General features: G+C 63.3%; 15 protein-coding genes. 11 read left to right on the top strand and 4 right to left on the bottom strand.

Annotation, left to right across the window (positions count from 1 at the left end; all coding sequences use genetic code 11):
• The first annotated feature begins 14 nt into the window (after positions 1 to 14).
• From C3F36_RS18090 to C3F36_RS18075, 4 genes are all read left to right on the top strand, one after another.
• Entirely contained in the window at positions 15 to 701 is a 687-nt protein-coding gene (locus C3F36_RS18090) for a M15 family metallopeptidase (RefSeq protein ID WP_029314223.1), read from the top strand.
• The gene (locus C3F36_RS18085; protein WP_010674048.1) at positions 701 to 847 is read left to right on the top strand and encodes a hypothetical protein; all 147 of its coding nucleotides are present in this window, start codon (positions 701 to 703) and stop codon (positions 845 to 847) included. The genes C3F36_RS18090 and C3F36_RS18085 overlap by 1 nt, the downstream gene beginning before the upstream one ends.
• Positions 848 to 1,115: 268 nt before the next feature.
• A complete protein-coding gene (locus tag C3F36_RS18080) occupies positions 1,116 to 2,843 on the top strand; it encodes a potassium/proton antiporter (protein ID WP_010674047.1) in 1,728 nt (575 codons plus the stop codon).
• A 45-nt stretch (positions 2,844 to 2,888) separates the two neighbouring features.
• Positions 2,889 to 3,992: a beta-N-acetylglucosaminidase domain-containing protein gene (locus C3F36_RS18075; protein WP_104455616.1), complete on the top strand. Its 1,104-nt coding sequence runs from the start codon at positions 2,889 to 2,891 to the stop codon at positions 3,990 to 3,992.
• A 142-nt stretch (positions 3,993 to 4,134) separates the two neighbouring features.
• Here C3F36_RS18075 and C3F36_RS18070 read toward each other — a convergent pair whose 3' ends face one another.
• Entirely contained in the window at positions 4,135 to 4,767 is a 633-nt protein-coding gene (locus tag C3F36_RS18070) for a LysE family translocator (protein ID WP_039039878.1), read from the bottom strand.
• A gap of 164 nt (positions 4,768 to 4,931) precedes the next feature.
• On the opposite strand from C3F36_RS18070, the gene C3F36_RS18065 reads away from it, so the two are divergent.
• The 3 genes from C3F36_RS18065 to C3F36_RS18055 all read left to right on the top strand — a co-directional run bounded on the left by C3F36_RS18065 (position 4,932) and on the right by C3F36_RS18055 (position 7,556).
• Positions 4,932 to 6,554: a methyl-accepting chemotaxis protein gene (locus C3F36_RS18065; protein ID WP_041215567.1), complete on the top strand. Its 1,623-nt coding sequence runs from the start codon at positions 4,932 to 4,934 to the stop codon at positions 6,552 to 6,554.
• Between the two features lie 178 nt (positions 6,555 to 6,732).
• The gene (locus tag C3F36_RS18060; protein ID WP_010674042.1) at positions 6,733 to 7,263 is read left to right on the top strand and encodes a DUF1523 family protein; all 531 of its coding nucleotides are present in this window, start codon (positions 6,733 to 6,735) and stop codon (positions 7,261 to 7,263) included.
• Entirely contained in the window at positions 7,260 to 7,556 is a 297-nt protein-coding gene (locus C3F36_RS18055; RefSeq protein WP_039039881.1) for a winged helix-turn-helix domain-containing protein, read from the top strand. The genes C3F36_RS18060 and C3F36_RS18055 overlap by 4 nt, the downstream gene beginning before the upstream one ends.
• A gap of 97 nt (positions 7,557 to 7,653) precedes the next feature.
• Here C3F36_RS18055 and C3F36_RS18050 read toward each other — a convergent pair whose 3' ends face one another.
• Both C3F36_RS18050 and rihA read right to left on the bottom strand, forming a co-directional pair.
• Positions 7,654 to 8,130, bottom strand: coding sequence for a hypothetical protein (locus C3F36_RS18050; protein ID WP_104455615.1), 477 nt, complete (start codon positions 8,128 to 8,130; stop codon positions 7,654 to 7,656).
• 29 nt (positions 8,131 to 8,159) lie between these two features.
• On the bottom strand, positions 8,160 to 9,095 hold the full coding sequence (rihA, locus tag C3F36_RS18045; RefSeq protein ID WP_010674039.1) for a pyrimidine-specific ribonucleoside hydrolase RihA: 936 nt from the start codon (positions 9,093 to 9,095) through the stop codon (positions 8,160 to 8,162).
• Between the two features lie 194 nt (positions 9,096 to 9,289).
• Between rihA and C3F36_RS18040 the strand changes: the two genes are divergently transcribed.
• Positions 9,290 to 10,021: an RluA family pseudouridine synthase gene (locus tag C3F36_RS18040; RefSeq protein ID WP_104455614.1), complete on the top strand. Its 732-nt coding sequence runs from the start codon at positions 9,290 to 9,292 to the stop codon at positions 10,019 to 10,021.
• 121 nt (positions 10,022 to 10,142) lie between these two features.
• Here the strand turns inward: C3F36_RS18040 and udp are convergent, their stop codons facing one another.
• Positions 10,143 to 10,898, bottom strand: coding sequence for a uridine phosphorylase (gene udp / locus C3F36_RS18035; protein WP_010674037.1), 756 nt, complete (start codon positions 10,896 to 10,898; stop codon positions 10,143 to 10,145).
• Between the two features lie 392 nt (positions 10,899 to 11,290).
• Here udp and yiaY point away from each other — a divergent pair, with 392 nt between their 5' ends.
• The 3 genes from yiaY to C3F36_RS18020 all read left to right on the top strand — a co-directional run bounded on the left by yiaY (position 11,291) and on the right by C3F36_RS18020 (position 13,649).
• Positions 11,291 to 12,442 carry an L-threonine dehydrogenase gene (gene yiaY / locus C3F36_RS18030; RefSeq protein ID WP_104455613.1) on the top strand — a complete coding sequence of 384 codons (1,152 nt, stop codon included), beginning with the start codon at positions 11,291 to 11,293 and terminating at the stop codon, positions 12,440 to 12,442.
• Positions 12,443 to 12,574: 132 nt separating this feature from the next.
• A complete protein-coding gene (locus C3F36_RS18025) occupies positions 12,575 to 12,913 on the top strand; it encodes an outer membrane protein assembly factor BamE (protein ID WP_029314185.1) in 339 nt (112 codons plus the stop codon).
• Between the two features lie 100 nt (positions 12,914 to 13,013).
• Complete coding sequence (locus tag C3F36_RS18020; RefSeq protein WP_104455612.1) at positions 13,014 to 13,649, top strand: NAD-dependent epimerase/dehydratase family protein; 636 nt, start codon at positions 13,014 to 13,016, stop codon at positions 13,647 to 13,649.
• Positions 13,650 to 13,693 lie beyond the last annotated feature (44 nt).

The following is a 13,693-nucleotide window of genomic DNA, read 5'->3' as shown; positions in this document are numbered from 1 at the left end:
AGAGAGACCAGACCATGAATCAGGATCAACTGCTTGGGCTGGATGAGAGCCACCTCATCCTGGTGGGGCGCGGCCCCCATCGTCTGACCGCCGCCACCGCGGCGGCCTTCAACGACATGCAGGTGGCTGCCGCCCATGCCGGTTTCAACCTGCAGGCGGCCTCCAGCTGGCGCGGCTTCGAGCGCCAGCTCGCCATCTGGAACGGCAAATGGCGCGGGGAGCGCCCTCTGCTGGATGCGCACAACCAGCCCCTCGATGCCCTGCAACTGGGCGAGACCGAGCGACTGCACGCCATCCTGCACTGGAGCGCCCTGCCCGGCACCAGCCGCCATCACTGGGGCACGGATCTCGACATCTACGATCCGGACTGCCTGCCCGCCGGCACCCGGCTCGCGCTGGAACCCTGGGAGTACGAGGCGGGCGGCTGGTTTGCCGATTTGCGCGAATGGCTGGACGATCACATGAACGACTTCGGCTTCTTCCTGCCCTATGCAAAAGGGGAGCAACCGGATCAGGGGGTGGCCTACGAGCCCTGGCACCTGAGCTTCGCGCCCGAATCCGACGGGCTGGCCCTGGATCCGGCGGCGCTGGCGCTTTGTCTGGAACGGGCGGATATTGAAGGCAAGGAGTGCATCCTGGCTCATCTCGACGAGATCCTGGCCCGCTATGTCACCCCGGCACACCACGAAAGGAGATTCTGATGAGCTTGTGGTTATGGATAGGCTTGCCGCTGCTGTTTTTGCTCGGCCTGTTTCTCAACGCCATCAAGGACATGAAGCAGCTCGAGAAACAGCTGCCCAAGTACAAGGACAAGATCCGGGAGGTCAAGGACGACGAGGACGACTGACCCCCTCGCAGGAGCCCGTCGGCGCTCCTGCACCCTTCCCGTCCACGGTATTTTTTCGCCCTCTGCCGCCCCCCTCTGCCTGCACTGAAAGCCCCATCCATTGCCCCCTTTCCCTGCGCTTTCCCGCGCGGGCACTCCGCCCTCGCCCTGCTTGAAAACTGCGCAACAAACGTAAAAAACTGCAAAAAAATGCACAATTAAGCCATACAAAGGGGGTCAATCTGCATATAATGTGCCTGTTTTGCAGCCCGCCATAAGGAGTTCGCCATTGGATGCCACCACCGTCAACAGTTTCTTCTTCATCGGTGCCCTGTTGGTGGGCGCCAGTGTCCTGTTGAGCGCACTCTCCTCCAGAGTCGGCATCCCCATCCTGGTCATCTTCCTCGCCGTCGGCATGCTGGCGGGTGAGGATGGTCCCGGCGGCATCCACTTCGCCGACTACTCGGTCGCCTACCTGGTGGGCAACCTGGCACTGGCCATCATTCTGCTGGACGGCGGCATGCGCACCCGGGTCTCCTCTTTTCGGGTCGCGCTCTGGCCCGCGCTCTCGCTGGCTACGGTCGGGGTGGCCATCACCACCGGCCTCACGGGCCTCGCCGCCGCCTGGCTGTTCGACCTCAACCTGATGCAGGGGATGCTCATCGGTGCCATCGTCGGCTCCACCGATGCGGCGGCGGTCTTCTCCCTGCTCGGCGGGCGCAGCCTCAACGAGCGGGTCAGCGCCACCCTGGAGATTGAATCGGGCAGCAACGATCCCATGGCGGTCTTTCTCACCGTCACCCTGATCGAGGTGCTGGCCACCGCCCAGCAGGGGCTGGATGCCGGCTTCCTGCTGCTGCAACTCGTCAAGCAGTTTGGTCTGGGCGCTGGCATCGGCCTTGCGGGGGGCTGGCTGCTGTGGAAGCTCATCAACAGTGCCAAGCTCGCCCCCGGTCTCTATCCCCTGCTCACGGTGAGCGGCGGCCTGCTCATCTTCGCCCTCACCACGGCGGTGGGGGGCAGCGGCATCCTCGCCATCTACCTCACCGGCCTGCTGCTTGGCAACCTCTCCCTGCGCAGCCGCAGCACCACCCTCTCCGTGCTGGACGGCCTGACCTGGCTCAGCCAGATCGGCATGTTCCTGGTGCTGGGGCTGCTCGCCTCGCCCCACAAGCTGCTGCCCATCGCCCTGCCGGCACTGGCCCTGGCCATGTGGATGATCCTGTTTGCCCGTCCGGTGTCGGTCTGGATTGGACTGCTGCCGTTCAAGAACTTCGCGCCGCGCGAGCGCTGGTTCATCTCCTGGGTGGGGCTGCGCGGCGCCGTGCCCATCATCCTGGCGGTCTTCCCCATGATGGCGGGGCTGCCCAATGCCCAGCTCTACTTCAATGTCGCCTTCTTCGTGGTGCTGGTTTCGCTCATCCTGCAGGGCAGCTCGCTGCCGCTGGCATCAAAGCTGGCGCGAGTGGAGGTGCCCGCACCGCCCTCTCCCATCAACCGCTCTGGGCTGGAAATCGATCTCGACAGCCAGTGGGAAACCTTCGTCTATCGCCTGAGCGCCGAGAAGTGGTGCATCGGTTCGCCCTTGCGGGAGCTGCGCATGCCCCAGGGCACCCGCATCTGCGCCCTGTTCCGCGGCCAGGAGCTGCTCCACCCCTCAGGCAGTACCTGCCTGCAATCCGATGACATCCTCTGCGTCATCGGCCACGAGCACGACCTGCCCGCCCTCGGTCAGCTCTTCAGCCAGGCGCCGGAGCAGGATCTGGGCCCGCGCTTCTTCGGTGACTTCCTGCTGGAGGCCAACGCCAGGCTGGTGGATCTCGCCCCGCTCTACGGGCTGGATGTGAGCGAGGTGGCGGATCAGAGCCTCGGCGATTTTATTGCCCATCAGTTGGGCGATAATCTGGTGGTCGGTGACCATGTCGCCTGGCAGGGACTGCTCTGGACGGTGGCGGAAATGGAAGAGGGTGAACCCCGCAAGATAGGGGTACGCTTCCTGGAAGAAGACCCCGTCTAGGCGCCGGCCATCGTAGCCCGCATTTGTGTGAGAAGGGAGTGAACCATGCCTTATCAAACCCTGTTGTCCGGTCTGTATCCTCCCTCGCCCAAGCTGGGCCTCATCGAGGGTTTCTTTGGCAAGGGCTGGAGCTGGGAAGCCCGTGCCCGCTACGCCCAGTGGCTGCCCCGCCACGGCTATGGCTTCTACCTCTACGCCCCCAAGGAAGACGGCTACCTGCGCAAGCACTGGGCCACACCCTGGCCCGCCGACCAGCTTGAAGCCCTGTGCCAGCTCGCCCGCCAGTGCCGGGAGAACGGTCTGGCCTTCGGGGTGGGCCTGAGCCCCATGGGGGCCCATCACGACTATGCCCGCCAGCGACCCGCCCTGCTGGAGAAGGTGAGGCTCATCGAGGAGGCGCTCAAGCCCGATATCCTGGCGATCCTGTTTGACGACATGAAGGGGGACACCCCGGATCTCGCCCACTGGCAGCTCACCATCGCCCACGACATCGCGGCCCACACCGACGCAGGCCGCCTGCTGTTCTGCCCCAGCTACTACAGCACGGATCCGGTGCTGGAGAAGGTGTTCGGTGCCATGCCCCCCCACTATCTGCAGGATCTGGGTCAGGGGCTCGACAGGCGCATCGATGTCTTCTGGACCGGCCCCAAAGTCTGCTCCACCGAGTATCCGGCTGCCCACCTCAAACAGGCCGCCGACTGGCTCCATCGCAAGCCCTTCCTGTGGGACAACTATCCGGTCAATGACGGCAGCAAGGCGAGCAGCTTCCTGCACCTGCGCGCCTTCGAAAACCGTCCGGCAGAGCTGGCGGATCTCGTGAGCGGCCATGCGGTCAATCCCATGAAGCAGGCGGCCCTCTCGGCACTGCCGCTCGCCACCCTGCCCATGAGCTACAAGCTCGGCAAGCAGTACGATCCTGACAAGGCGCTGCACGCCTCCCTCAACGCCACCTGCGGGCCGCAGATCTCCGCCATGATCCAGGCAGACCTGCCGCTCTTCCAGGACATCGGTCTGGCCCAGCTCACCCCCGAGCAGATCATCCATCTCAAGAGCCGCTACCTGCCGTTCCAGGATCAGGCCTGCGTGAACGAGATCCTGCGCTGGCTGGCCGGGGAGTACGTGTTCGATCCGGACTGCCTGACCGACTGACCTCATGAGTCCATGAAAAGTGGGTTCATAAAAAAACGGGCCCATGTAAAAGGCCACCTCCCGGGCAGGGAGGTGGCCTTTTTGCATCATCTCTCTTCAGGTGCCCCATGGCGTCACATAGGGCGGCAGATTGAGCGGGTGTTTAACCGAAGGCCAGCCAGACCCCGACAAACAGCATGAGAGAGCCCGCGATCCGGTTCATCAGAGTGACATTGCCGCTCTTGGCGAGGAAATGGCGCAAGGTGCGGCCACCGCTGGCATAGAGCATCAGGCAGGAGAACTCGATGACCAGGATGAGCGCGACCAGGGCCCCTATCTGGGGTGCCATCGGCTTGGCCGCATTGATGAAGGGGGGCAGCAGGGAGACCATGAAGGCCCACCCCTTGGGGTTGGCGATGGCGGTCACGAAACCCTGCACGGCCAGTCCCATGGGGCTGGTCTGCTGGCCCGCCGAGAGATCCGCCGGGATGGCCATCTTGCCCTTGGCCTGCCACATCTGGATGCCAAGCCAGACCAGGTAGGCGCCACCTACATATTTGAATGCAGAGAACAGGGCCGGGTAGTTGAGCATGACTGCCGCCACCCCGACCACCGACAGCACGGAGACCAGGCCGACGCCGACAAGCTCCCCCCACATCATGTGCAGGGTACGGCGCACCCCCAGACTCATGCCCAGGGTCATCGCCAGGGTCATGCACATACCGGGGGTTACTGAGACAAAAAAGAACGTGGGAATAAAGAGCGCCAAGATGGCGGGATCAATCCAGTCGGACACACTACACCTCCAGGGTAACAAGCAGACGATCTTGCCTATCACACTCTTTTAACACAAGAAAAACCTTTTCATTCAGCAAGAATTCAGCATTAAAAACCCTGTGACAAGGATTGTCGCGCCTGTGTAAGATGCCGCCTCACTCCTCTTTCGGGTTAGGATCTTTCATGTCATTGAATAATCTGTCCATTCGTCTTCAAGTGCTTATCCCTCTCCTGCTCGCCAGCCTGTTGATGCTGCTGATGGCCGTGATCAGCAAACAGGAAATCGACGGTGCCATTCAGGACATGAATGAAACCACCGCCAGCGTCACCCGCCACAAGGACGACATCGCGGCCCTGATCCACGCCACCTACCGGCTGCGCACCAACGCCATCTACGGCCTCTACGATGAGGCCCTCTTCGCCCAGTTGCCGGCCCAGCTCTCCGCCGCCGAACAGGAGATTGGCGCCATCCTGACCAGACTGGTTGTCACCGGTGCCGAGCAGGACAACCGTCAGGTCGCGGCCGCCCTGCAGGCCTACCTCGGCCACACCCGCAGCAGCATGCTGCCCCTGCTGACCGCCAAGTACCAAGGCAGTGGCGATCCCGCCGCCTATGAGCAGGCCCGCCTGCACTTTCGCGATCTGGGGGAGGCGCTCATCAAGCAGATCGATGCCATGTCCGTCCACATCAATCAGCTGACCCAGACTGAGATTGCCGAGGAGCAGGCCCACTACCGCGCGACCCTGCTGCGCACCCTGCTGCTGATGGGGGGCACCCTGATCGCGGCCCTGCTGGGCGGCTGGTGGATCTCCGGGCGCATCGTGCAGCCCATCGGCCAGTTGCAGGAGGTGATGCACGCCGTCGCCCTCGGCCGCTTCAACGTGCGTGCCAATGCCGAAGGCAACAACGAGCTGGGCCAGCTCGCCAGGGATATCAACCGAACCCTGAGCCAGCTTGCCAACACCATCCAGACCCTGACCGGCATCAGCGGCAATGTGGCCTCCGCCGCCACCGAGCTTGCCGCTGTGATGACCCAGGCAGAGGTCAACGCCCAGCAGCAGCGCGGTGAGACCGAACAGGTGGCCTCCGCCGTCACCGAGCTGGCCAGCACCGCCGACAACGTCAACCACAACGCCGCCCTGGCCGACGAGCTGGCTAGGGATGCCAACAGTCGGGTCGAGCAAGGGCTGGCCCTGTTTGCCGAAAGCATCGAGGCCAACGGCCGCATGGCGGGTAGTCTAGAGAACGCCGCGACTGTGGTGGCCAGGCTCAAGTCCCAGTCCGAGCAGATCGGCAAGGTGATCGAAGTCATTCAGAGCATTTCGGAGCAGACCAACCTGCTGGCCCTCAACGCCGCCATCGAGGCGGCCCGTGCCGGTGAAAGCGGCCGCGGCTTTGCGGTGGTGGCCGACGAAGTGCGCCTGCTGGCCGCCCGAACCCAGGACTCCACCAAGGAGATCCAGGCCATCATCGAGCAGTTGCAGAGCCAGTCCCTCTCCGCCAACAGCGGCGTGCAGCAGACCCTGGAGATCCTCGGCCACAACCGGCAGCTCTCCGCCGAGGTACAGGCCTTGCTGGGGGGCATCACGGACGCGGTCAACCAGATCAACGGTGCCAACGCCCAGGTGGCGACCGCGGCAGAACAACAATCCTGCGTCACCGCCGACATCAGCCGCAACCTCACCAACATCCACGAGATCGTGAACCAGAACGCCGCCGGCATCAGCCAGAGTGCCGCCGCCAGTCACGAACTGTCACAGCTCGCCGAGCAGCAGCGCAGGCAGCTCGCCCAGTTCCAGCTCTGATCCCGAGAGGGTCTCTTCGATACCGCGGGGCCCGGCGCAGGCCCCGTACTTGCCCCTCCCCCTTCACGCCTCCTGTTTAAAACGGCTTTTTGCCATCAAGGTGCCATTGGGGGCTGGGCTGCATTCACAAATGTGGGTATGGTAGAGGCACGTCACTCCCCCTCATCGAGAGATCATCATGAGCCTCAAGTTCAAGAAACCCGCTTTTATCATGCTCGGCCTCATCGCCCTGCTCTCCGCACTCTGGCTCGATTTCTATCTGCCGGAACACACCATCGCCACCATCACCGGGGTGGAGGTGAAGCGCACCGACAAGGATGGCCCCATCAGCCAGAAGAACCCGGCTGACGGCCCCACCACCGACGTCTATTACATCTACACCGAGCGCCCCGGCGAGAAGATCCGGGTGTTTCGCAATGAAGACACCGAATGGGGCTGGCCCTTCTACTTCAAGTTCAACGCCGCCGACGTCCAGGCCAAGGCCAAGTCCATGGAGTTCGAAAAACGCCTGGCCATCATCACCTCCTACGGCTGGCGCGTGAACATGTTCTCCATGTTCCCCAACGTCACCAAGATCGCGAGCACCGAGCCCGATGCCTCCACCTGGAGCTTCTTCCGCTGGTTCTGGTTCGGTGTCTGGGCCCTGGTGATGGGCAAAGCGGCCATCGCCACCTGGCGCTACTTCGATCGCCTCGAGGACGAGATATGAGCGAGCCGAGCAAGACCCGCACCAGCTTCTATCGCCGGCTCTACGTGGCTCACCTCATCAGTCAGGGCACGGACACCGTGCCCGCCATCATGGAGGCGACCGGCATGCCGCGCCGCACCGCCCAGGACACCCTCAGCGCCCTGGCTGAGCTCGACATCCAGTGCGCCTTCGAGCAGACCGAGGGGGCTCGCCATCTGCAGGGGCACTACCGCATCAGTGACTGGGGGCCCATCAATCCGGCCTGGATTGCCGCGCAGCTTCCCGTTATCAGGCAGACCCTGGGGTATCCCTGACACCCCGGGCCCTGCTCTGCCTCCCATAGAGAAGGGGCCAGCCTTGCGGCTGGCCCCTTTCTTGTCTGGCCTGATATCCCGTTGCCCTCCCCCGAGCTCACTCCCCTTCGCCGAAAGACTCTTCCGGCAGCGGCTCCGCCGGCTCACCCCGGGTGCAGTCGATGATGGAGCGCTTGGGATTGTTGGGGTCGCGCAGCAGCAGGGGTGCCATCCCCTCGTCATGCAGCCTCTCGTCGGAAAATTCGCTGCCATAGGCGTTGTGGGTCAGCCTGCGAGCATTGGCGATGGGGGTATCCACGAAGAGGGCATGTACCTCGAAGGTGGAGGCCGGCACCAGGAAGCCGACGATGGGCAGGCCGTGCAACTCCTGATGGACCTTGTACCAGGCAAAGCCCTCGCTCACCTTGTCAGGGGTATACATGGCGAGCTGCGGATTGGCCGGGCGCCCGGTCTCGATGTCGAGATGAAGGGTGTCCAGCTCGCAGGTCGCCAGCCCCTGCCACATCTTCTCGAACGGGGTCGCGCAACCCGTCAGTTGCATGCATGTCAGCAGCGCCAACGTCCCTTTCCACATTCCCAACCCCTTATCCGATGTCCAGGATGTCAACCAAATGAGCGCAGTCGCTGCACCAGCAACTCGATGAAACCGACCCTGTCGAGCCCCAGCAGCACCAGGGCATTGGCCGGTTTGCCGGTCAGGTCGTAGCGATCCACCACCGTCATCCCCAGGGTATGGGTCCCGCCGGTTTCGATATCGACCCGGCACTCCACCCCGTGAAACAGGGAGGGCGCCAGCAGCCAGGCGATGGTACAGGGGTCATGGAGCGGCGCGCCAGCAAATCCCCACTTGGGATCCCGATGATAGATCATGAAAAAGTCGAGCAGCTGTGCCACGCACTGCGCCACCGGGTTGGGAATGGCGCGTACCCGCTCGATATCCTCGTCCATCACCTGGGCCTCGTGGGTCACGTCCAGCCCGCACATGGTGATGGGCAGCCCCGACTTGAAGACCATATCGGCCGCTTCGGGATCCACATAAATATTGAATTCCGCCGCGGGGGTCCAGTTGCCCGCACCGGCGGCGCCCCCCATCAGCACGATGCGGGCGATCTTCTGCTTGAGCTCGGGGTGGGCCGCCAGCAAGAGGGCAATGTTGGTGAGCGGCCCGGTCGGCACCAGGGTGACCGGCTCCGGGCTCTCGCGCAGACATCTTGCCATCAGTTCAAGGGCGCTCATCGCCCGGGGAGCAAAGGCGGGATCCGGCAGCTCTGGGCCGTCCAGCCCCGATTCGCCATGGACGTTGTCGGCGATAATGAGCTCACGGGCCAGAGGCTTGGCAGCCCCCGCCGCCACCGGGATGTCGTCGCGGCCGAGCAGGGTCAGGATGCGCAGGGCATTGTTGAGGGTCTTGTCCGGGGTCTGGTTGCCCGCGCTGGTGGTGACCGCCAGCACCTTCAGCTCGGGGCTCGCCAGCGCCAGAATGAGGGCGATGGCATCATCGTGGCCGGGATCGCAATCGAGAATAACGGGCAACGCCATGGACAGACTCCTTACAACATGACAGGGAGCCATACCTTAGCAAGAGATGGCCAGATGAACTCAGGAGGGAGTCACAAAACGCCTCAACCAACGAGATCAAGTACTTGGCGACAGGCCTTGGGAGCGGACACCCAGATTCGCCGCGCCGCCATCGTTCGGGTATGATCCCTCCCCCTTCATCGTCCGGTTGCCCCATGTCCGCCATCATCGACACCTTTGTTGCCCCGCCCTGCGCCGCCACCATCGAGATCCTGTTTGAGGATGCGCATCTGCTGCTCATCAACAAGCCGAGCGGCCTGCTGAGCCTCTCGGGCAAGAACCCGCAGAACCTCGATTCGGTCCATTACCGGCTGGTACAGGATTACCCCGGCTGCGCCCTGGTGCACCGCCTCGACTTTGGCACCTCGGGCGTCATGGTGGTGGCCAAAAACAAGAGCATCAACGCCCTGCTCTGCCACCAGTTCAGCCAGCGCACCGTGAGCAAGGCTTACGAGGCACTGCTCTGCGGCCATCTGGCGGTGGATGAGGGCGTCATCGACGCATCCATCGCCAAGGATCCGGCGCTGTTCCCGCTGATGAGCATCTGCGCCGCCAGCGGCAAACCCGCCCGCTCACGCTATCGGGTGATGGAGCGGCTCACCCTGGAGGGGGCAGGCCAGCCGGTGCCATTGACCCGGGTCAGGCTGGTACCGGAAACCGGGCGCACCCACCAGCTGCGCATCCACAGCCAGTGGCTGGGCCATCCCATCCTGGGATGCGATCTCTATGGCGGCCTGCTCCCGCCCGGCTGCGAACGGGCCCCCAGACTGATGCTGCACGCCAGTGAACTCGGTTTTGTGCACCCGGTGAGCGGCGAAGCGGTACAGATCCGCTGTGAGGCACCCTTTGCGCAGGCACTGGCGGCCATGACGGTGCAACAGGGGTAACGAAGAAGGGGGAAAGCAGGGTCAGGAAGGCAAAAGGGGCAAACGGCGGATAAAGATAGGGGCCGCGCTTTCGCAACGGCCCCCACCCCCCACTCGGTACTCTTTGTTACAAAGAGGGCTATCAGATCAGCTTGCGGGCGGCGCCCAGCACGATCTTGATGGCATCAGATTCGGTTTTCGCCATGGTTTCGGCGTTCGGGATTTCCTGCTGGGTACGGTTCACGATGACACCGGCCACCATGCCCGCACGCAGGCCCTGGCTGGTACACATGGTCAGCAGGGTCGCGGACTCCATCTCGTAGTTCAGCACGCCCATGGCTTGCCACTCTTTCATGGAACCCTGGAAACGTTGTACCACGCGACCGGATACGGTGTCGTAACGCTCCTGACCCGGGTAGAAGGTGTCAGAAGAAGCAGTGACGCCCACATGCAGCTTGGAGCCCAGCTCCTTGGCGGTGTTCACCAGGGCGGTGGTGCAGTCAAAGTCGGCCACTGCCGGGAACTCCATCGGCGCGAAGTGCAGGCTGGCACCGTCGAGGCGCACGGAGCCGGTGGTGACGATCACGTCGCCCACGTTCAGGTGCGGCTGGATGGCGCCGGTGGTGCCGATGCGCAGGAAGGTACGGATACCCAGCTGGGCCAGCTCTTCCACCGCGATGGAGGTGGACGGGCCACCGATACCGGTGGAGCAGATGATCACGGCCTTGCCGTCCATCTCGCCGCGCCAGGTGGTGAATTCACGATGGCTGGCCAGGTGCACCGGGTTGTCCAACAGTTCTGCGATGCGCTTCACGCGCTCGGGGTCACCGGGGACGATCGCCAGGGTGGCGCCTTGCAGATCCGCTTTTTTCAAACCCAAGTGAAATACATCAGACATAGTGGACTCCTGGTTGCGCCCCGCCGCATGGCCGCCGAGTGCAGTTAAGGTGATTCTTTACGGTACTTTCAAGCCGGTATCCCCTCATCCGGGGAGGCGCCAACTATGGTCGAAAGCGCTTTCCAATTCCTTGATGCGCCTCACACTTCTGCGCTTCAAAGCTGACAAAAATGGCGCGAAACGTTTGCTAAGATGATGAATTTCTTGAAAAACGTTTTTACGCTCCTTTTGCACTCCCATCCCTTGTCAAGCCTTGAGCGACCGTCCATTTAAAGAGCGCGATCGAGTCCACAAAGTTGCAAACGAGATACCATTGACCCCTTCTCATCCCCTCCGACGCTGTTATGTTGGCGCCCGCATACCACTTAATGGCTAATCATACGGAGTCCATCATGGCGACATTCAAGTTCTACATTCCCGCAATCAACCTGATGGGGGCGGGCTGCCTGCAGGAGGCGGCAGCGGATATCCAGGGACATGGCTATCGCAAGGCGCTCATCGTCACCGACAAGATCCTGGGCCAGATTGGCGTGGTGGGCCGGCTTGCCGCCCTCCTGGCCGAGCACGGCATCGATGCCGTGGTGTTCGATGAGACCAGACCCAATCCCACCGTGGCCAACGTCGAAGCAGGTCTTGCGATGATCCGGGCCCATGGCTGTGACTGCGTCATTTCGCTCGGCGGCGGCTCACCCCACGACTGCGCCAAGGGCATCGCCCTGGTGGCCGCCAATGGGGGCAGCATCAAGGATTACGAGGGGGTGGATCGCTCCGCCAAGCCGCAGTTGCCGCTCATCGCCATCAATACCACGGCCGGCACCGCCTCCGAGATGACCCGTTTTTGCATCATTACCGACGAATCCCGTCAGGTGAAAATGGCCATCATCGACAAGCACGTCACGCCGCTGATGTCGGTCAACGACCCGGAACTGATGCTGGCCAAGCCCGCCGGCCTCACCGCCGCCACCGGCATGGATGCCCTGACCCACGCCATCGAAGCCTATGTCTCCACCGCCGCCACCCCGGTCACCGATGCCAGCGCCGTGATGGCCATCGCACTGATTGCCGAACACCTTCGCACCGCCGTGCATCAGGGGGAGGATCTCCATGCCCGCGAGCAGATGGCCTATGCCCAGTTCCTGGCCGGCATGGCCTTCAACAACGCAAGCCTGGGCTATGTGCACGCCATGGCTCACCAGCTCGGCGGCTTCTACGACCTGCCCCACGGGGTGTGCAATGCGGTGCTGCTGCCCCATGTCCAGGCCTACAACGCCCGGGTGTGCGCCGGCCGGCTCAAGGATGTAGCCCGTCATATGGGGGTGGATGTGAGCGCCATGAGCGATGAGCAGGGTGCGACGGCAGCCATTGACGCCATCCGGCAACTGGCTCGCGACGTCAAGATCCCCGCCGGTCTGGAGCAGCTCGGGGTCAGGGCCGACGACCTCGACGTGCTGGCCACCAATGCGCTCAAGGATGCCTGTGGTCTCACCAACCCCAGGCAGGCGACTCACGCGGAGATCGTCGCCATCTTCCGCGCCGCCATGTAAGGGGGCAAGATCTGCCAGGGCCGCCACGCGGCCCTTTTTATTGGCTGATGGATCAATGGCTTTTTACTTCCGCACGGGGAGTGGGTATGATTTGCCGAGCTAAAAAGACTGTATGGATGATCTGAACCCGATATGCGGATGAAACACCTGATTGCCGCGGCCCTGACCGCCCTCACCCTGTCCGGTTGCAGCCTGGTCTATCGCATCGATATTCCCCAGGGCAACTATGTGGAACAAAAGCAGGTCGACAAGCTGCGCCAGGGCATGACCCGCGAACAGGTCGAGTTCGTGCTGGGTTCTCCCATGTTGCGCGACAGCTTTGACCCCAACACCTGGTACTACCTCTATGAGTTCCAGCCCGGTCGGGGCGACAAGGAGCGCAAGGAGCTGACCCTCAACTTCGTGGGTGACAGACTGGCCACCGTGACCGGTGATTTCCCTCTCCCTGCCGCCTTCACCACACCGCTCTAGATGACATTACAAAACCGGCTTCTGCCGGTTTTGTTCTCTCTGGCCCCGGTGATGTCGCCGGGCCACACTCTGGATGCCTCATTGCCCCGAGGAGATCATCATGAGTCGATTCCTGATTGCCGGCGCCACCGGTCTGATTGGCAAAGCCTTGCTGCGCGAGCTGGGGACGGAGCACGACCTCCTCCTGCTCTGCCGCAAACCGGGCGACCCCGCTCCGGGACGCACCTGGCTGCCCACCTCGTTCGACGCACTGGACAGATTGACGCTGCCCTCCCCTGTGGACATTGCCTTCTGCTGCCTTGGCACCACCCGCAAGGATGCCGGCTCGGCCGAGGCCTTTCGCCGGGTCGATCTCGACTATGTGCTGGCCTTTGCCGCGCTCGCCCGTCGCCACGGCTGCCGCCGCCTGCTGGTGGTCTCCAGTCTGGGCGCCAACCCGCGCTCCCCTGCCCTCTATCCCCGCACCAAGGGCGAGATGGAGCTGGCCCTGCTGGCCCAGGAGTGGCAGCGGCTCGTCATCCTGCGCCCGGCCATGCTGCTCGGCCATCGCGAACCTGCGCGCCGTTCGGAGCAGATCATCCAGGCCATCTATCCGCTGGTAAAGCCCCTGCTGCGCGGGTCGCTGCGCCGCTGGCGTGCCATCGAGGCCAGTCAGGTGGCGCACGCCATGGCGCGCCTTGCCATCCAGGAGAGCGGGATAGAGACGGTGGAAAACGAGCGCCTGCTCACCCTGTGATGCCCCGTGCCGGGCGAGACGATCACAAAGGGGCGCCACGGCGC

Origin of the sequence: Aeromonas sp. ASNIH2 (genome assembly GCF_002934795.1) — a bacterium.
Lineage (GTDB): Bacteria > Pseudomonadota > Gammaproteobacteria > Enterobacterales > Aeromonadaceae > Aeromonas > Aeromonas caviae.
This window is presented reverse-complemented; position numbering and strand designations above follow the sequence as displayed.